This is a genomic window from Flavobacterium magnum, assembly GCF_003055625.1.
GTDB lineage: Bacteria > Bacteroidota > Bacteroidia > Flavobacteriales > Flavobacteriaceae > Flavobacterium > Flavobacterium magnum.
This window is the reverse complement of sequence record NZ_CP028811.1, coordinates 88,792-106,979: the sequence shown is the minus strand read 5'-3', so window position 1 is coordinate 106,979 and position 18,188 is coordinate 88,792. Positions and strand designations below refer to the sequence as shown.

General features: G+C 44.5%; 18 protein-coding genes. All 18 read left to right on the top strand.

Translation table 11 applies throughout. The features are described 5' to 3' along the window. The 18 genes from HYN48_RS00270 to HYN48_RS00185 all read left to right on the top strand — a co-directional run bounded on the left by HYN48_RS00270 (window position 1) and on the right by HYN48_RS00185 (window position 18,122). Window positions 1–726: a 3-deoxy-manno-octulosonate cytidylyltransferase gene (locus HYN48_RS00270; protein ID WP_108369232.1), complete on the top strand. Its 726-nt coding sequence runs from the start codon at window positions 1–3 to the stop codon at window positions 724–726. Then, the gene (locus tag HYN48_RS00265; RefSeq protein WP_108369231.1) at window positions 719–1,357 is read left to right on the top strand and encodes an HAD family hydrolase; all 639 of its coding nucleotides are present in this window, start codon (window positions 719–721) and stop codon (window positions 1,355–1,357) included. The genes HYN48_RS00270 and HYN48_RS00265 overlap by 8 nt, the downstream gene beginning before the upstream one ends. Then, a complete protein-coding gene (locus HYN48_RS00260) occupies window positions 1,358–2,410 on the top strand; it encodes a polysialyltransferase family glycosyltransferase (RefSeq protein WP_108369230.1) in 1,053 nt (350 codons plus the stop codon). A gap of 8 nt (window positions 2,411–2,418) precedes the next feature. Continuing rightward, on the top strand, window positions 2,419–3,672 hold the full coding sequence (locus tag HYN48_RS00255; RefSeq protein ID WP_108369229.1) for a hypothetical protein: 1,254 nt from the start codon (window positions 2,419–2,421) through the stop codon (window positions 3,670–3,672). Between the two features lie 133 nt (window positions 3,673–3,805). Beyond that, the gene (locus HYN48_RS00250; RefSeq protein WP_146171700.1) at window positions 3,806–4,792 is read left to right on the top strand and encodes a polysaccharide (de)acetylase; all 987 of its coding nucleotides are present in this window, start codon (window positions 3,806–3,808) and stop codon (window positions 4,790–4,792) included. After that, on the top strand, window positions 4,789–5,808 hold the full coding sequence (locus HYN48_RS00245; RefSeq protein WP_108369227.1) for an NAD-dependent epimerase/dehydratase family protein: 1,020 nt from the start codon (window positions 4,789–4,791) through the stop codon (window positions 5,806–5,808). Before HYN48_RS00250 ends, HYN48_RS00245 begins: the two co-directional genes overlap by 4 nt. After that, entirely contained in the window at window positions 5,805–6,905 is a 1,101-nt protein-coding gene (locus HYN48_RS00240) for a glycosyltransferase (protein WP_108369226.1), read from the top strand. The genes HYN48_RS00245 and HYN48_RS00240 overlap by 4 nt, the downstream gene beginning before the upstream one ends. Window position 6,906: 1 nt before the next feature. After that, window positions 6,907–8,091 carry a glycosyltransferase gene (locus HYN48_RS00235; protein ID WP_108369225.1) on the top strand — a complete coding sequence of 395 codons (1,185 nt, stop codon included), beginning with the start codon at window positions 6,907–6,909 and terminating at the stop codon, window positions 8,089–8,091. Between the two features lie 7 nt (window positions 8,092–8,098). After that, a complete protein-coding gene (locus tag HYN48_RS00230; RefSeq protein WP_181248490.1) occupies window positions 8,099–9,244 on the top strand; it encodes a glycosyltransferase family 4 protein in 1,146 nt (381 codons plus the stop codon). Window positions 9,245–9,278: 34 nt separating this feature from the next. Then, a complete protein-coding gene (locus tag HYN48_RS00225) occupies window positions 9,279–9,794 on the top strand; it encodes an acyltransferase (RefSeq protein WP_108369223.1) in 516 nt (171 codons plus the stop codon). A 7-nt stretch (window positions 9,795–9,801) separates the two neighbouring features. After that, on the top strand, window positions 9,802–10,923 hold the full coding sequence (locus tag HYN48_RS00220) for a hypothetical protein (protein WP_108369222.1): 1,122 nt from the start codon (window positions 9,802–9,804) through the stop codon (window positions 10,921–10,923). A gap of 2 nt (window positions 10,924–10,925) precedes the next feature. Next, complete coding sequence (locus HYN48_RS00215; RefSeq protein ID WP_108369221.1) at window positions 10,926–11,528, top strand: sugar transferase; 603 nt, start codon at window positions 10,926–10,928, stop codon at window positions 11,526–11,528. Window position 11,529: 1 nt separating this feature from the next. Beyond that, window positions 11,530–12,819, top strand: a complete 1,290-nt coding sequence (locus HYN48_RS00210; protein ID WP_108369220.1) for a phenylacetate--CoA ligase family protein — start codon at window positions 11,530–11,532, stop codon at window positions 12,817–12,819. Window positions 12,820–12,822: 3 nt separating this feature from the next. Next, a complete protein-coding gene (locus HYN48_RS00205; protein WP_108369219.1) occupies window positions 12,823–13,470 on the top strand; it encodes an acetyltransferase in 648 nt (215 codons plus the stop codon). A gap of 138 nt (window positions 13,471–13,608) precedes the next feature. Then, on the top strand, window positions 13,609–14,223 hold the full coding sequence (locus tag HYN48_RS00200; RefSeq protein ID WP_181248489.1) for a YdcF family protein: 615 nt from the start codon (window positions 13,609–13,611) through the stop codon (window positions 14,221–14,223). A gap of 3 nt (window positions 14,224–14,226) precedes the next feature. Further along, window positions 14,227–14,823 (top strand): sugar transferase, encoded by a 597-nt coding sequence (locus HYN48_RS00195; RefSeq protein ID WP_108369217.1) that lies wholly within the window; start codon window positions 14,227–14,229, stop codon window positions 14,821–14,823. 71 nt (window positions 14,824–14,894) lie between these two features. After that, the gene (locus HYN48_RS00190; RefSeq protein ID WP_108369216.1) at window positions 14,895–16,037 is read left to right on the top strand and encodes a DegT/DnrJ/EryC1/StrS family aminotransferase; all 1,143 of its coding nucleotides are present in this window, start codon (window positions 14,895–14,897) and stop codon (window positions 16,035–16,037) included. A gap of 183 nt (window positions 16,038–16,220) precedes the next feature. After that, the gene (locus HYN48_RS00185) at window positions 16,221–18,122 is read left to right on the top strand and encodes a polysaccharide biosynthesis protein (RefSeq protein WP_108373228.1); all 1,902 of its coding nucleotides are present in this window, start codon (window positions 16,221–16,223) and stop codon (window positions 18,120–18,122) included. The last annotated feature ends 66 nt before the right edge of the window (window positions 18,123–18,188 follow it).

Genomic DNA, 18,188 nt, shown 5'->3' with positions numbered 1-18,188 from the left:
ATGGAAATTGTATTGATCATACCCGCGCGTTACAAGTCGACGCGCTTTCCCGGAAAACCGCTTACCGACATCAAGGGCAAAAGCATGATCCTGCGTGTTTTTGAACAATGTGCCAAAGCGTTCCCGAAAGAAAAAATTTACGTTGCCACAGAAGACAGCCGCATCGTTGACCATTGCAACCAGCATGGCATGCAGGCCATCCTGACATCCGACAATTGCCTTACGGGTACCGACAGGATCGCCGAAGCGGCGTTACAGATTGATGCTGATTACTACATCAATGTCCAGGGTGACGAACCCGTTTTCAATCCAGAAGACATCACAACCATTATTTCAAAACTGGAGGAATGCAACGGTGAGGTGATTAACGGGTATTGCGCGATTGACACTGACGAACAATACCGAAGCAGTTCCGTTCCCAAAGTGGTTTTCCGTCCGGACGGCCGCATGTTGTATATGTCGAGGAGCCCGATTCCGGGAAACAAGAATCATACATTCATCAAATCATGGCGGCAGGTTTGCATTTATGCTTTTCCAAAGAAGGCGCTTGCGGAATTTGCTTCCATAAAGGAGAAAACGCCATTGGAAGACATGGAAGATATAGAAATCCTGAGATTCCTGGAAATGGGTTATGAAGTCAGGATGCTTGAATTGTCAAACGATTCTGTGCCCGTCGATCATCCCGAAGACCTTGAAAAAGTATTGGAAAGACTCAAAGATGAATAATATAAAAGAGATTATCTGGGATTTTGACGGCGTCATTTTGCTGTCTGATGCCGTTCGGGAATATGGCTTCAGGAAAGTTTTTGAAGCCCATCCGGAAGAACAGGTCGAGCAATTGGTGCAATTCCATCTCAAGAATGGCGGTTTATCACGCTATGTGAAAATCCGTTATTTTTATGAGAATATCCTGAACCAGCCCATTTCCGAAGAGGAAGTCATGCAGCTCGCCGACAATTTTTCGGTCATCATGAGGGAAGCGCTGGTCAATGTCAACCTGTTGAATCCCGAATGGCTTGAATTAATGAAACAGATTGGTAAAAACTATGTGCATTCCATCGCATCGGGTTCAGACGGGAACGAATTAAACTATCTTTGCCGGGCGCTTGGCATCGCGGATCATTTCAAAATCATTTCAGGTTCACCCACGCCAAAAAAGCAGCTGGTGGCCGATATCATTGATGCCAGTGCGTTTTCAAAAGAAGAAATCGTGCTGATCGGCGATGCGATAAACGATCTTGAAGCAGCTGAATTCAATCAGATTCAATTCATCGGATACAACCATCACAGCTTAAAGGACACACCGTTTTTTCTCACTGATCTCACCAAAGCAGCACAAATATTAAGCAGGAATTAAATGAAAAATATCCTTTTTGCCATCAACACAGAATACCATGTTCTGGTCATCACGAGCCTGATTGAACAGTTGTATTCTGATAAAAGTCAATATAATGTCACCGTCTTACTGCATGTCAATGTCAAGGCAAACCGCTTTAAGAACCAGCTGAATTTTGAGGCGTTGGGCGTTGAGGTCGTGATTGTCGAAGTCGACATCCTGAGTAAGGTGTACAACCCGAAAATCAAGGAAACGCTTGATTACGTGTTGTCGAAACCGTATGAAAAACTGATCCTGTTTTTGGAGCAGGCCCCGATAAATCAGTACCTGATCAACAAACTCTCTCCGAAGGGCACAACCATCGCCATCGCTCCGGAAGGAACCCGGCCGTATATTACCATTGCAAGGTCGGCCATCCCGTCACGATTGAGGGCCACAATTAAGAATTACCGTTTTTTTAAAACACAGAAGCTGAGTGTGAATAAACTTTACTTCGTCAGCAACAAGAACGGTTTTCTCAAACAAACGGACGAGGTATGGATCAATCACCCGGAAAGCTATGACAATGTCACCCGTAAAAAAGTAGTGCCAATTTCATTGTATACTTCTGATAATGAAACTAAAAAGGCGTCTGAAATATTCAATTTCGATATCAGCAAGGAAATGACTGAAACCGAAGGCGTGCTTTTTTACATCAACCAATGGTATGTCGAGTTCAAGGTGTATGACTACGAACTGCAGGTGCTTCAGGCCATCCTGGACAAATATCCGGACAAAAAGATTTACATCAAGCTGCACCCGAACACGCACGCTTTCCAGATTGAGAAGTTTAAGAAAATGGATCGCATCGTGCTCAACACCAGTACCGTGCCGGCCGAGCTTTTCCTGATAAACCTGAAGAACAGCATTATTTTCAGTTTTTGGTCGGCCGCACTGTTGATCGGCAATCCATCGAGTAAGTTTTACTGGTTGCACAAACTGCTCGAAAAGCAAAAACTCATGGATTGGTGGTCGATTGTCAATCCCACAAAGCATATCAAAGAAGTGGAGGACATTAACGAAATCCAATTTTAACCCAGCAGATGTCGCAAAGCCAGGATAATACACAGAAGGACGATTCGCTATGGTTGCTGACCTTATTTTTGGTCAACCCATTCTTTTCGTTGGTCTTTTCAGTCCGTAATTACCTTTCTAAGTATTCGAAAAATATCATTTTACTTTTTTGTGGCTTCTACGGGTACACATTCTATCCTGTCCGGGAAACGATGGACTCGTTCCGTCACAGGGAGAACTTTTTGGAATGGGTGGGCGAGAGTAACCTTACCTTCGACCAGTTTACGACACGGCTTTACGGTGACGACGTAAAGTATGTTGACGTTTTCATGCCACTGCTGAAATTTGTGGTGAGCCGTTTTACTGACAGTCCAAGTGTGTTTTATGGGATACTTGGATTGCTTTTCGGATTTTATTTCTCGAGGAACATCTGGACATTGATCGAATATTCGGGTGAAAAGCTGAACCGCAACCTCAAGTTAACGGTATTCACATTTGCCTTCATCATCGGTCCATGGGAAATCAATTCTTTCCGCTTCTGGATTGCGGCACATATCTTTGTATACTACAGCTATCGTTTCCTGGTACTGAAGCAGAACCGGCATATCATCGGGTTACTCGTGACACCGTTCATCCACTTTGGATTCTTCTTTTCAGTGATTGTGTTCGGGGCCTATAAACTGATAGGCAACAGGCCACGTATTTACCTGATGCTGCTGGCCGCTTCACTCGTATTGAATAATTTCCCTGTCGTAAACGTACAAAGTCTTATTCCACAGACCTCCCTTGAAGGGATTAACAAAAAAACCTCAAGTTATACAAGTGAAGGATACATTGAAGACAGGGCCGAGGCAGCCACTTCGCTGAACTGGTATGTTACCTTTAAGGTGAAACCGCTTACATACACCACGTTCCTGTTCGCTTTCCTATTGTTTTTGCGAAGGCGGAAGGAGTTACTCAAAAGCGACCTTTTACCTTTGTTCTGTTTCACGATATTCCTGATGGCCATCTCATTTGCGGTCATGGGCGAAGTGCCTACGTTTTTCCGGTACTTCCGATTGTCGCTGTTGTTGTTTTATGGATTCCTGTTCCTTTTCCTGGCCAAATATGACGACGACTGGTACAAACGGTTTTACGGGCTGCATCTCGTTGTAGCGCTGTTTTACATGATCGTGGAAGTCAGGATCTGGTTTGATACCGCCACCATTGACACTTTTATCTCAAATCCGATAATCGCATTGATTTCGCAGACGTATATCTGCATGATAAATTTCATCAAATAAGGTGGGCCTTAAAAACTATATCAAAAGCAATCTTTACGCTATTTCCGGTTGGTCGACTTCACGGAAAATTATAGTCATTGAGAGTGATGACTGGGGAAGTATCCGGATGCAGTCAGCCGATGCCTTTAAAAAAATGTCCCAACAGTTTAAATTGAAGGACAATCCGTTCAACCGTGTTGATTCTTTAGAGACCGCAAAAGATCTGGAGCTGCTGTACGACTGTCTCACTTCGGTAAGAGATAAAAATGATAGGCATAGTATAATTACTGCCAATTTCCTGACGGCAAACCCTGACTTTGAAAAAATAAAAGCGGCCGGTTTTGAGGAGTATTTTTATGAGGACTTCAGGGATTCCTATCAAAGATATGATTGCGGAAGTGCTTTCGAACTGGTGCAAAAAGGGATTTCGGCCGATATTTTTTACCCACAATTCCACGGTCGCGAACATGTGCAGGTCGACTATTGGATGAATGACCTCAAAGCGGCAAAACAGGAAACGATTGCAGGTTTCGAACACAGGTTTTTTGGTTTCGGGCGCAATGAGATCAATCCCAAAGGATACCTGTCATCATTTTATACCGCTTCTGAAACGGAATTGAATAATGTAAAAAAAACAATCCATGAAGGACTGCAGCAATTCGAACAGGCTTTTGGATTTACATCGCGTTCCGTAATTGCACCACAGAACACCATGCATCCGAAACTACTGCCTTTCCTCAAGGAAAATGGCGTAGATGTGATTCAGGGCGCGCGCGTCAGGAAACAACCGCTGCTGAAAGCCGGTGAAAAACCTACCGCAAAAAGATTTATGGGCAGGGTGAATGAATTCGGGCAGATTGACATTGTCCGCAATGTCACTTTTGAGCCGGGATCCCATAGCGCCTCACAGGTGGCCAAAGCATTAAAGGAAATTGAAATCGCTTTCCGATGGAAAAAGCCGGCTGTAATCTGCAGCCACAGGCACAACTTTATGGGTACGCTCAAAGCTTCCAACAGGGAGAACGGCCTTAACCAACTGGGTGCTTTACTCAAAGCCATCTGTAAAAAATGGCCGGAAACTGAATTCATGACTACAGTCGAATTGGCCGATCTTATTAAATCATCAAAAAAGACAGGATGAAGAAAATACTGGTAACCGGAGCCGCAGGTTTCATCGGGTTCCACCTCGTTAAAAGACTACTCGAAGCCGGTCATAATGTCTACGGCATAGACAACCTGAATGCGTATTACGACGTCAGGCTCAAACTGGACCGCCTCAGGGAATTGGGTATTGACGTACAGGAAGAGAATTTCCTGCGGCAAAAAGAAGTCGTCAGCCATACTTTTAACGATTTTAAATTCCTTCAGCTGGACCTGACGGATGAGCACCGGCTTGACGTCCTTTTCGAAAAAGAAAAATTTGAAATTGTGGCCAATCTCGCCGCACAGGCCGGGGTAAGATATTCCATCGACAACCCAAAAGTGTATGTACAGTCAAACGTGGTCGGTTTTATCAATATACTTGAAGCCTGCCGCCAGAACAATGTAAAGCATTTGGTATACGCCTCAAGTTCCTCTGTGTACGGGAATCGCGATGAAGTGCCGTTTTCAGAACAGGACCGGGTAGACCATCCTGTAAGCCTGTATGCCGCTACCAAAAAGAGCAACGAACTCATGGCACACGTGTATTCCCATTTGTATGGGCTTCCTACAACGGGGCTGAGGTTTTTTACGGTGTACGGCCCATGGGGAAGGCCTGATATGGCGCCTTTCCTTTTTACAAAAGCGCTGTTCGAAGGCAAACCGATTAAGGTATTCAATAATGGCGATTTAAGGCGTGACTTTACATATATCGATGATATCATCCAGGGTGTAATTGGAATTATTGACAAAGAAGTCGAACAGTCCGATTATCGTGTTTTTAACATCGGGAATAACAATCCGGAAAAACTGATGGATTTTATTCAGTTCATTCAGGAATCTTCGGGAAAAGAAGCCATATTGGACTTCCTGCCGATGCAGGCCGGAGACGTATTCCAGACGTATGCAGACATCGATCAATTGCAGCAATATTCAGGTTATACACCACAAACATCCCTGAAAGAAGGCCTTCAGCAGTTTGTGCTGTGGTACAGGGATTATTATAAGATCCAGTGAAAAAGAAAGTACTTTTTTTATTGCCAACGCTTGATGCCGGCGGCGCTGAAAATTATGCGCTGCGCGTCGTCAATCATTATAAGGATGAATTTGATTTCAGCGTGCTGTCGGTAAAACTGAGAAAAGGGGATCTGCATGATAATTTTGAAAAGGTCGGCGCAAAGATTTTTTATATGTCCATAGGCTACCTCGACATCAAAAAAGTAAAAGCATTTTATGGCTTTTTGAAGTCAGAAGGATTTGATACCATTTGCACGTTCAACGGGAATTTCGGCGGACTTCCGATCGCGATTGCCAAAAAGGCCGGTATCCCCAACAGGATGGCTTTTTACAGACGGTCGACCAATGCTTTCGGGAATAATTTTTTCAAAAAGAAATACAATGATTTTGCCAACTTCCTGATCCGGAAGAACGCTACGGGGATCCTTTCGAACAGCCAGGCCGCTTTTGACAATTTCCACAAGAAATATTATCGGAATGATGCCCGGTATAAAGTCATTCCAAATGGTTCTGATGCGGCAAAATTTGATATTTCGATTTCAAAAAAAGAAGCAGCAGCAAAACTCGGAATTGATGAAAATACCTTTATAGTGGGGCATGTCGGTAGGTTTGATCCTGCAAAAAACCATAATACAATATTTAAAGTGGCTGCAAAAGTGATTTCGGAAAATCCAAACGTGCTTTTTCTTTTCTGTGGCAAAGACACCGACAGCGATGTTTTTAAGGCAAAACTTAAAGAAAATGGTATCATCGATAACTGTATCACATTAGGCCTCAGAAATGATCTTGAAATCGTTTATAAGGCGATGGATGTGTTTTATTTTCCTTCTGTCACCGAGGGTCAGCCAAACGCCCTTATTGAAGCCATGCTAAGTGATTTGCCCGTAATTACAGCCGATATTGCCTCTATTAGTGAAGCATTACCCGAAAATCATCAGCATATGGTCTTTAATCCGCTGGAAGTAAATTCCGTGGCCGATTTAATACTTGATTTTTCAAGGAAGCAAATCGATGAAAATAAATTCAAATGCGCGGCATGGGCACGGGTAAAATTTGATCTCGATAAAAACCTGAATCTTTTCAAAGAGCTTTTATAATATGGCGACAAAAGTACTTTTTGTCCATGACGGACCACTTTACCAGAATAATAACGGTGATTTTTTCGGAATCCACTATAATGACAGGATTAAAGCCAGATACCTGATGCTGGGCGATGAGCTTACGTTTTGCATGCGTCTGCGAAAAATTGAAGAAGGCAGCAGCGGGAAATTCAGCCCGATTTCACCTGATAATTTCAGCTTTATTGAATTCCCGAATTTTAAAAGTATCCGGAATTATTTACCCAACAAAGCCAAAGCCGTCAAAACGATTGAAGACGCTGTGGCTGCGAGTGATGTTGTTGTGGCACGCATGCCAAGCGCTTCGGGAACCATTGCGGTGAACGCGGCAAGAAAGTTCAATACGCCTTATCTCGTCGAATTTGTAGCCTGTACTTTTGATGCGTATTGGAATTATAACTGGAAAGGGAAAATGATCGCGCATTATAAATTGCATGAGCAGCAACAGCTTATAAAGGATTGCCCTTATGTAATTTATGTAACCAAGGAGTTCCTTCAAAACCGATACCCGACCAAAGGAAAAAGCATCAATTGCTCCAATGTTGAATTGAAGGATCTTTCCGAAGAAAAATTAAGCAAACGGCTCGAAAAGATTGCAGCAGGAATTCCTGAAACGCTTTCCATTGCCACGGTCGCCGCAATCGATGTGCCTTATAAAGGTCAGGATGACGTGATAAAAGCCATCGCTTTGCTTAAAAAGGCTGGCCGAAATGTGAAATATCACGTAATCGGTCAGGGAAAACCGGATTACCTCAAAGGCATTGCCGAGAAATATGGCGTGACCGATCAGGTTGAAATTGTCGGGGCTTTACCGCACGACCAAGTTTTTGAATTCCTGGAAAAAATGGATCTTTATATCCAACCGAGCAAGCAGGAAGGTTTGCCACGCGCGCTGATAGAAGCCATGAGTGTAGGCTGTCCGGCACTCGGGGCAAGAACGGCGGGAATTCCCGAATTGCTTTCGCCGGATAAGATTTTCAAGCCGGGTGCTGTAAAACAAATTGCCGAACTGATTACCGCTTTTACTCAACAGCAAATGACTGCTGAAGCAAAAAAGAATTTTTCGACTGCCAAAGAATACCAAAAAGACATTCTTGCTGACAGAAGGAGAGACTTCTACAATCTTTTCCTGAAAGAAGCCGTGCATGCAAATGCCAAACCTTAACCATAAAATGAAAAAGAAATTAATTGTAGGGATTACTGCGGAGCCCAGCGTGGACCTTTTAAACGGGCAGCTGGATTATTTTATAAAGAAAGGGTATGAAGTCTACCTGATGGCTCCTGAAGCGCCGCGTGTGACTAAATTCTGCGCGGAAGAAAATGTTCCGTTACTGGCTATAAAAATAGAGCGTGACATCAGCCCATGGAAAGATTTAAAGACATTATTCCAGGTTATAAAAGTATTCCGTAAAGTTAGACCGGACATCGTAAACCTGGGTACGCCAAAAGTCAGCCTGCTTGGGATGATGGCGGCAAAAATCACCGGAGTTCCGTTTAGGATTTACACCTGCCGGGGATTCCGTTTTGAGCATGAAAACGGAAAAAAACGGTCTTTCCTGATTTCATTGGAGAAAATTATTGCGAAGTGTTCCCACAAAATCATCTGCATCAGTAATTCAGTAAAAAAACTGGGGATGGATGAGGGTATTTTTAAGGATGAAAAAGCCTTTACGATTGCCAAAGGAAGCAGCAATGGGATCAACCTGTCGTTATTCGATCCTTTGGCAACAGATAAAGTTAAGGCTGAAGAAGCGCGAAAAGAGTATAACCTCGAAGGCTGTTTCGTATTCGGATACGTAGGCCGGATCGTAGAGCGTAAAGGCATTAAGGAATTGTACCATGCGTTTGATGCCTATTACAAAGAAAATAACAAAGCCCGACTATTGATGATTGGCCGGCCTTTCTGGGACCAGATCCGTGATACGCAACTGATTGAAAAGTTCAACCACCATCCCGGAATTGTCATGGCGGGAATGAAACCACAAACAGACGTTCCGCTGTATCTTTCGCTAATGGATGTTTTCGTACTTCCTGCATGGTGGGAAGGTTTCGGTAATGTGCTCATACAGGCTGCCGCAATGGGCATCCCGGTAATCAGCACCAAAGCGACCGGCTGCATGGATGCTGTTTCTGATGGATTTAATGGCCGGTTGATCAGCCCTTATTCTGAAGCGGAATTGGTTGACATGCTGCGCTATTTTTATGAACATCAGGAGGAGGCAAAACAAATGGGACGCAATGGTATCGAATGGGCTAAGAACTTCAGGCCGGAAATTATCTGGAAGGGTATTGAAGATGTGTATTCCTCCGGGAAATAGCCCCGCATTTTTATAGAATCTTAAATTATATCTTATGTTTAAAAAATTAGCTCACTATTACAAACTCAACTATTGGGATGGAGTAAGACACGCTAAGGACATGGGTGTCAGACTGGGTAAAGGCTGCTCGCTGTACAGCAGGAATTTTGGAAGTGAACCGTACCTGATTGAACTCGGAGACAGGGTACAGGTGGGGCTTGATGTGCATTTTTTTACACATGGCGCCAGCTGGATGTTCCGTGAAAAATATCCTGATTTTGATTTTTTCGGAAAGATAAAAGTGGGAAACAATGTATACATCGGCTATGGAACCATCATTTTGCCCGGCGTCACGATCGGCAGTAACGTGTTAATTGCAGCCGGATCCGTGGTCACGAAAAGCATTCCTGACAATGTGATAGCAGGCGGCAATCCGGCCAAACCGATCGGGAATTTAAGCGATCTCGAAGACAGGATCATGGACTACAACCTGAATTGCAAAAACATGAGCCGCAAAGAAAAAATGGAATTCCTGCTATCCCAGGATGATTCAAAATTTTTACAGAAATAACCGATATATGAGCTTAAAAAATCTGAAGCAGGCCTTGGCCAACAATATGAAAAACATCCGCGGCTGGAAAACTGACAGGAAGATTGTCGTGATTTCAGTGGATGATTACGGGAATGTAAAAGTGGACTCCAAAGAGGCCATTGAACAAATGGAAAAAGAGGGTGTAAAGCCGCTATCCCACTTTGATATCCATGACACCCTGGAGACCGGGGACGATCTGCAACAGCTTTTTGAAGTGCTTTCCAGCGTCAAAGACCGCCATGGAAATCCTGCAGTCTTTACGGCGTTCTCCCTTCCTGTAAATATTGATTTCGACAAAATGAAAGCCAATAATTACGAGAAGTACGAATATGAGCTGCTTCCTGAGACCTTTGCCAAACGAAAAGGATACGAAAATGTCTGGGCGCTGTGGCAGGAAGGAATGCGTAAGAAATTGATTGTGCCGCAATTCCATGGTCGCGAGCACCTGAATCTGAAGATTTTCAATGATGCGCTGAAAAATCGCGACAAGGCTACCCTAGTGGCACTCAAAAACCGCAGTTATACCTCGATATCATTAAAAAATTACCCTTCCTATACCGCCGCTTTCGATTTCAGTGATTTCAGTGAATTCGAATCGCATAACGAAATCATCGCTGACGGACTCAATGCGTTCGAGAAAGTTTTCGGGTTCAGGGCGACCCATTTCAACGCTCCGGGCGGAAGGGAAAATGCGGTGCTTCACAAAGCGCTCAAAGAAAATGGTGTGTTGTACATCGATACGCCGTTTGATAAAAAAGAACACCTTGGAGGCGGAAAATTCAAGCGCGTATTTAATTATACCGGAAAACAAAACGAACACGGACAGACATTCATGGTCCGCAACGTTGTCTTTGAACCGATCTGGAAGCGCGGATATGATCCTGTAGAACATGCGCTCAAGCAGGTTGAAGCGGCTTTCCGCTGGAATAAACCGGCGATAATCAGTTCGCATCGCGTCAATTATTCAGGATTGGTGGATCCGAAAAACAGGGAAAACGGATTGGGAGCCTTAAAAAAGTTGCTTTCGGAAATTACAAAACGCTGGCCGGACGTCGAATTCATGGCTGCAAATGAATTGGCAGAACAGATTGCAGCCTCAAAAAAATAGATATGTACAAATTTTTAAAACCTTTCCTTGAATCTTTTGCCGCGTTGGTGGCATTGGTCGTTTTTTCACCCATACTCATAGTGGTAACAATCCTGCTGTACATACAAAATGACGGCAAACCGTTCTTTTACCAAAGGCGTCCGGGCAAGGACCAAAAACCTTTTAATATCATCAAGTTCAAATCGATGACCGATGCCAGGGACGCTGAGGGAAACCTGCTTCCCGACAACGAGAGGATTACCCTGGTTGGGGCATTCGTGCGGAAAACGTCGATTGATGAAATTCCGCAGTTATTTAATGTCCTGAAATGGGATATGGGCATCATTGGCCCGCGTCCTTTACTTTTCAAATACATACCGCTTTACAACGCAAGGCAATTGCGCAGGCATGAAGTACGGCCGGGTATGACGGGCTGGGCACAGATTAACGGACGGAATTCGATAAGCTGGGCAGAGAAATTTGAGCTCGACGTGTACTATGTTGAAAATGTTACGCTGTGGCTGGACATTAAAATATTCTTTATGTCGTTTATGAAAATCTTCAAAAAGGAAGGCGTGAACCAAAGTGATGCGCGTCCGATGGAACCATTTAACGGAAGCAATTAAGATGGCAACATTCATTCAAAAACTAAGGGAGACGGCGTTCTGGACTATTGACGGCTTAAAAGGAGGCCATGTCAGGAAACACTACGATGACATTGTAAAAAGCATTGCCGAGGGCAGTCCTGAAAAACCTGAGAAACTCCGCAAGCTTTTGCAGCACGCTGCAGACACAGTGCCGATGTATAGAAATGTTACTACGGACAGCCTCGATAATTTCAGGGTGGTAAATAAGAACTTTATCCGCGAGGACAATAATGCATTCCTATCTTCCGCATTTTCCGAAAAGCAGCGGGTTGCAGCGGTAACGAGTGGTTCTACCGGAACCCCCTTCAAGGTTTTTCATGACAGGAACAAAAAAAGCAGGAACAGTGCCGATACGATTTATTTTGCGGGCAAAGCAGGATTTTCGGTTGGTGAAAAGCTGTATTACTTTAAAATCTGGAGTAAAAACAACCACAAGAGCTTTTCACAGCTTTACCTGCAGAATATGATTGCCGTTGATGTCATTCATTATGGAGACAAACAGATTGCCGCATTGATAAAAGACATGGAAAGCTATGGTGCCGATATCGGATTTCTGGGCTATTCCTCCGCATTGGAACTCACTGCGAAATATCTTGAAAAAACCAATCATGGCAAAGTAAAGGCGAAAGTGAACTCGATCATCGCGATGTCTGAAAGCCTGAATGATTATACAAGGGAGACGCTTGCGACATTCTTTGGCGTACAGCCGGTCTCGAGATATTCCAACATTGAGAATGGAATTATTGCCCAGCAGGAAACGGATGGTTCAAGGCGTTTCCTGATTAACACGGCAAGTTATCATCTTGAAATTCTCGACATGGACTCAGATGTGCCCGCGGCGCCGGGTGTGCCGGGCAGGATCGTGGTAACTGATTTGTACAATTATGCCATGCCGATGATCCGTTACGATACCGGAGACATCGGTTGTTTCGTGCCGGGTGACGAGCGTTACCTGCAAACGGTTGAGGGGCGGAAACTCGATTTGATTTATGATACGAAAGGCGAACTCGTTTCATCATACATCGTTTATAAAAATATGTGGCAGTATGTCGAAATCAACCAATATCAGTTTGTGCAGTACGGGCCTAAGGATTATGTCTTCAAGATTAATGCCGATAATGGTTTCAGCAGGGAGGAAAAACTGATTGGCGAGTTTAAGGAATACCTGGGCGAAGATGCCAATTTCAGTTTGGAATACGTAGATGAGATTCCGCTTTTGTCTTCAGGGAAAAGAAAGAAAATTATGAATACCTATCACAACAAACTGTAGCCGATGAAGGAGAAGTTAATCATTATTGGTGCAGGCAATATTGGTGGGTTTATTTCATACAACATCGATAGTTTCGGTGATTATGAAGTTCTCGGTTTTCTTGATGATAATACTGAAAAAATAGGGAAACAACTTTACGGTAATCCCGTTTTGGGGCCTATTGATTCGATTGACGAATACATTGGTGGGCAGCCACTTTCCGTGGTCGTAGCTATTGCCAATCCAAAAATCAAAAACAAGATTATCAATTTCCTGAAACCCAAAAACACGCGTTTCCCCAATTTTATTTCGCCCGATGTCTGGCTTTCCAAAGAAGTGACAATAGGGGAAGGGGTGATACTTTATCCGGGCGTTTGCATCAATTACGAAAGTATCGTAGGCGATTTTGTAGTCATGAATATGAACTGCAGCATAGGGCACAATTGCACGATTGAATTCGGATGTACATTGGCTCCCGGGGTGAATTTTGCAGGGTTTACCCATGCCGAATCATTCGCGGATATTGGTATTGGGGCAACCACCCGACAGGATATCGTAATCGGTCAGTTCAGTCGGATTGGCGGACAGGCCATGCTGTTGAAAAATGTACCGGAATATGCGATAGTCGTGGGGAATCCCGGAAGGGTCATAAAATTTGATACGCCTGCCTAAAAACAAAACGAAATGGGGTCAATTTTAAATCCGCTGCTGATTTTTTGGTTATTAATAATCGCCGCCGGAATATTTTACCGCTTCCATTTTCATAGAACGTATAAAACATTGATCGTTGTTGCGTTAACAGAGCTGTATTTGTTCACTTCCACACCACTGCCTATAGTGCTTGTCAGGCAGCTGGAAATTCAATACAAATCGAACTACGCAACCGCAAATAAAGATCTCAATCTGCCAATATTGGTGTTAGGCGGAGGCCACGTGAATGATGCCACATTGCCGTCGTTCGGCCAGTTAAACGAAAGCGCTTTGGCGCGTCTGGTGCAGGGTGTGATGCTGTACAGACAAAATCCGGGAAGGAAGCTGGTCTGCTCCGGCTATTCCCATTCAGGCAGGACACCAAACGCCACGGTGATGGCCAGTACGGCGGTCGGCCTTGGGGTAAATCCGAAAGACACATTACAGCTTGTCAAACCGTCTTCGACCTGGGAAGAGGCGGACGCATTCAAGATGCGTTTTGGCAGTAAAACCCGCTTTTTTCTCGTGACAAGCGCCATCCACATGCCCAGGGCCATGGAGACTTTCAGGAAGGCGGGATTGCATCCGCTTGCAGTGCCGACAAGCTTTATGGTTAAAAAAGATCCCGATAAGACGATCTATACCTGGCGCCCTTCGTGGTCTAAGATGCAGTTGAGTGAAAGGGCTTTACATGAATATTTTGGAATGTGGTATTACCGGTTATTCAAAGCTTAAGGCATGCTGATACGCATTTTCGACATTTTAATTTCAACGGTGGCCGCAATCATTGTACTACCATTGTTGTTCGTGTTGGCAATAGTCATGGTTATCAGGCAGGGATTTCCGGTTTTTTTTTCACAGAAACGCGTGGGAAGGGACTTCAGGCCATTTGAGATTTATAAACTGCGCACGATGAAGAAATCGAGTGAGGACGAACTCGGACTTACGAAGGGGCTTCACGATGAGCGCATTACGCCAATCGGACTTGTACTCAGAAAGTATAAAATCGATGAACTGCCGCAGCTTTTTAATATCCTTGCCGGAGACATGTCGGTTGTAGGCCCGAGGCCGCAGGTACCATTTTACGCAGAAAAATTCAGGCATTATTATGAGCGGGTACTTATGAGGAAACCGGGGCTCTTAAGTCCGTCAGCGATAAAGTTCAGCAATGAGGAAGAATTGCTCGACAAGGTGTCAGATCCGGTCGCGTATTATGAGCAGACGTTGGTACCTGTCAAATGTGAAATGGACATAGAACTGGTGAACGGCTTCAATCTTAAAAAATATTTTTCGGTACTCACAGCTTATTTCAAAAAAGTTATATTTAAGACTTAAATTTCACAATACGGCATTTGCCTTATTGGCATCAATGCAGCTTTTTTTAATTTCACATCATAAAACAGGACATGAATAACGACAAAATTTGGCTTTCATCACCACATATGGGTGGCAACGAACAAACGTATGTTCAGCAGGCATTTGATACGAACTGGGTGGCGCCTTTGGGGCCTAATGTGACAGGTCTCGAACAGGACCTTGAAAATTACCTTAATGAAGAAGTATTCGTGGGTGCGCTGAGTTCCGGAACCGCGGCAATCCATCTTGGCCTGATATTGTTAGGCGTTAAAGCGGGCGATGAGGTGATCTGCCAGAGTATGACTTTTTCAGCCTCGGCAAACCCGATCCTTTATCAGGGTGCCGTTCCGGTGTTTATTGACAGCGAACCTGATACCTGGAACATGTGTCCGGATGCGCTCGAGGAAGCGATCAAGGATAGGATTTCGAAAGGGAAAAAACCAAAAGCCATCATTCCGGTGCATTTGTATGGCGTTCCTTATAAGATTGATGAAATCAGGGAAGTCGCAGACCGTTATGGCATCCCGATCCTTGAGGACAGCGCGGAAGCTTTAGGAAGTGCGTACAAGGGTCGTAAATGCGGCACTTTTGGAGACATCAGCGTACTGTCATTTAATGGAAACAAAATCATCACCACGTCAGGTGGTGGCGCTATTGTAACAAAAACCAGGGAGTTAAAGGATCGGGCCGTATTTTTTTCGACGCAGTCGCGCGATCAGGCACCGCATTATCAGCATAGCGAAATTGGGTACAATTACCGGATGAGCAATATTTGTGCGGGTATCGGCCGCGGGCAGATGGAGGTTTTGGACAAGCATGTGCAGGCGAGGCGCGGGATGCATGATTTTTATCTTGCGGCGTTTGAGCAGGTGCAGGGTGTAAATGTTTTCGAGGTGCCCAATGAGGATTATTATCCAAACTTCTGGCTCACCTCAATTGTCGTTAATCCTTCTGAAACCAAAGGCGGAAAGACCCGTGAGGATTTCAGGCTTTATCTGGAAACACTTAACATAGAAAGCCGCCCTCTATGGAAGCCGATGCACCTCCAACCGATTTTTGCATCCTACCCGTATTATGGCGGGAAGGTAAGTGAAAAGCTGTTCGATGACGGACTTTGCCTTCCTTCCGGGTCAAATATGACTCAAAACGACAAGGACAGGATGCTCGAGGCAATCAAAGTTTTTTTTGGATAAACTCGGAAAAAATCTGCATATTTGAATTTGTTAACGGCAACGCCTTATATTTAACTTATTTTTGCCGGTAAATAGACATTATAAATACAATTCAGACCATTGGCCGCAATCAAAAAAAAGAATCTGGTATCATTCTCCAAGCTTGTTGTAGACAGGCTTAAAGGCATTGGTGATGTCAGGAATATGAGTTATCTGCCGCGTTGGATTATCCTGACGCTGGACATGCTCGTGGTCTCTTTTTGCGCCTTGATGACATTTAAAATGCTCGCCGAAATGGATAAGAATTTTATCCACACGGGGTTGATTCCGTTTATCGTCGGCGCGTACCTGCTGTTCAACCTGTTTTTTTTCTGGCTTTTCAGGACTTATTCCGGTATCATCAGGCATTCCTCGTTTATCGACGCCGTGAAGATTTTCATCGCGCTGTTCCTTACATTATTGTTTCTGGTCATTACCAATTACGCATGTCTTTTACTGAACGGGCACAAATTATTCATGAATGCGGGGTTGTTCATCAACTTCATATTTTCGTTTTGCGGTTTGTTCCTGTACCGTATCGTGGTCAAGCAGACCTTCGAGATTTATTTCTCCGGAAGGCAGTCCAATGACCTGATCCGGGCATTGATATACGGTTCAGATGCCAATGCAATATCGGTGGCCAATGCGCTCAAATCTGAAAAACCGCTGCGCTTCAGGATTGTCGGGTTTGTGGATAAGCAGAACCAGAATTCTTCCAAAAGGATCCTGAATCTACCCATCCTGAACCTGTCAAAAAGAATTCCTGTCATCATGCGTTCGATTGAAGCCGAGGCGCTCATTATCGCTGATAAAAGCCTTACTAAAGATGAAAAGCTGACGTTGGTTGACGAATGCCTCGAGTACAATTATAAGGTGTACACGGTGCCATTGATTTCCGATTGGGAAGACCGCAAGGAGATTTCCCAAAAGGTGAAAAATTTCCAGATCCAGGATCTTCTGGAGCGCAAACCGATTGTCCTGGACAACAAGTCGATTTCTTCGCAAATCCACAATAAGACGGTCCTGATAACGGGTGCTGCAGGCTCAATCGGCAGTGAAATTACCCGACAGGTGATTAACTTCAATCCGAAGCGGGTGATTATGCTCGATCAGGCGGAAACCCCTTTGCACCACCTGACGCTGGAAATCAGTAAATTGTTCCCACAGGCCAAGACTACGAGCATTATCGGTGACATCCGTAACAGGCCATCGATGGAACGGGTTTTTTCGAAATACAGGCCTGATGTGGTATACCATGCAGCGGCTTACAAACATGTGCCTTTGATGGAGGAAAACCCGGCACAGGCCATCTTCGTCAACGTGATGGGAACCAAAAACATTACGGATCTTTCCTGCGAGTACAATGTGGAAAGCTTCGTGATGGTATCGACCGACAAGGCCGTGAATCCGAGTAACGTAATGGGTGCCAGCAAGCGCATTGCTGAAAAATATGTACAATCGCTGCATTGCAGGCTGCTGAACAATACGACTGATTGCCGGACAAAATTCATCACGACGCGTTTTGGAAATGTGCTGGGTTCGAACGGGTCAGTGGTGCCATTGTTCACCGAACAAATTGCCAAAGGCGGCCCGGTCACGATCACGCATCCTGAAATCATCCGTTATTTCATGACGATTCCTGAAGCCTGCCAGCTGGTCCTTGAAGCCGGCGCTATGGGCAGGGGAGGAGAGATTTATATTTTCGATATGGGCAAGCCCGTAAAGATTATCGACCTGGCCAATAAAATGATACGCCTCGCGGGATTCACACCGGATAAGGAAATTAAAATCGAGATTGTAGGATTAAGGCCGGGCGAAAAATTATATGAGGAATTGCTCAATGATTCAGCGAAAACCCTGCCCACACACCATGAGAAAATCATGATTGCGCAGGAAGTATACGATGATTCTGAGGTGGCATCCGAGCAGATCGGCGAATTAATCGCCATCGCGCATGAGCATTGCGACAATGACAGGATCGTTACAAAAATGAAGGTGATTGTACCCGAGTTCAAAAGCATGAATTCGGATTTTGCGTCTCTGGATAAGGTCGTTGGGCCAAATTGATGGTTTGTCAGGGAATTTTAACCTGAAATCACTATATTTGCCACGCTTTCCAAAGCATCTGGTAAA

Bases quoted from the DNA above. Each gene is read 5' to 3' on its own strand.
- HYN48_RS00270 (WP_108369232.1), top strand. From the start codon at position 1: ATGGAAATTGTATTGATCATACCCGCGCGTTACAAGTCGACGCGCTTT.
- HYN48_RS00265 (WP_108369231.1), top strand. From the start codon at position 719: ATGAATAATATAAAAGAGATTATCTGGGATTTTGACGGCGTCATTTTG.
- HYN48_RS00260 (WP_108369230.1), top strand. From the start codon at position 1,358: ATGAAAAATATCCTTTTTGCCATCAACACAGAATACCATGTTCTGGTC.
- HYN48_RS00255 (WP_108369229.1), top strand. From the start codon at position 2,419: ATGTCGCAAAGCCAGGATAATACACAGAAGGACGATTCGCTATGGTTG.
- HYN48_RS00250 (WP_146171700.1), top strand. From the start codon at position 3,806: ATGTCCCAACAGTTTAAATTGAAGGACAATCCGTTCAACCGTGTTGAT.
- HYN48_RS00245 (WP_108369227.1), top strand. From the start codon at position 4,789: ATGAAGAAAATACTGGTAACCGGAGCCGCAGGTTTCATCGGGTTCCAC.
- HYN48_RS00235 (WP_108369225.1), top strand. From the start codon at position 6,907: ATGGCGACAAAAGTACTTTTTGTCCATGACGGACCACTTTACCAGAAT.
- HYN48_RS00230 (WP_181248490.1), top strand. From the start codon at position 8,099: ATGAAAAAGAAATTAATTGTAGGGATTACTGCGGAGCCCAGCGTGGAC.
- HYN48_RS00225 (WP_108369223.1), top strand. From the start codon at position 9,279: ATGTTTAAAAAATTAGCTCACTATTACAAACTCAACTATTGGGATGGA.
- HYN48_RS00220 (WP_108369222.1), top strand. From the start codon at position 9,802: ATGAGCTTAAAAAATCTGAAGCAGGCCTTGGCCAACAATATGAAAAAC.
- HYN48_RS00215 (WP_108369221.1), top strand. From the start codon at position 10,926: ATGTACAAATTTTTAAAACCTTTCCTTGAATCTTTTGCCGCGTTGGTG.
- HYN48_RS00210 (WP_108369220.1), top strand. From the start codon at position 11,530: ATGGCAACATTCATTCAAAAACTAAGGGAGACGGCGTTCTGGACTATT.
- HYN48_RS00205 (WP_108369219.1), top strand. From the start codon at position 12,823: ATGAAGGAGAAGTTAATCATTATTGGTGCAGGCAATATTGGTGGGTTT.
- HYN48_RS00195 (WP_108369217.1), top strand. From the start codon at position 14,227: ATGCTGATACGCATTTTCGACATTTTAATTTCAACGGTGGCCGCAATC.
- HYN48_RS00190 (WP_108369216.1), top strand. From the start codon at position 14,895: ATGAATAACGACAAAATTTGGCTTTCATCACCACATATGGGTGGCAAC.
- HYN48_RS00185 (WP_108373228.1), top strand. From the start codon at position 16,221: ATGAGTTATCTGCCGCGTTGGATTATCCTGACGCTGGACATGCTCGTG.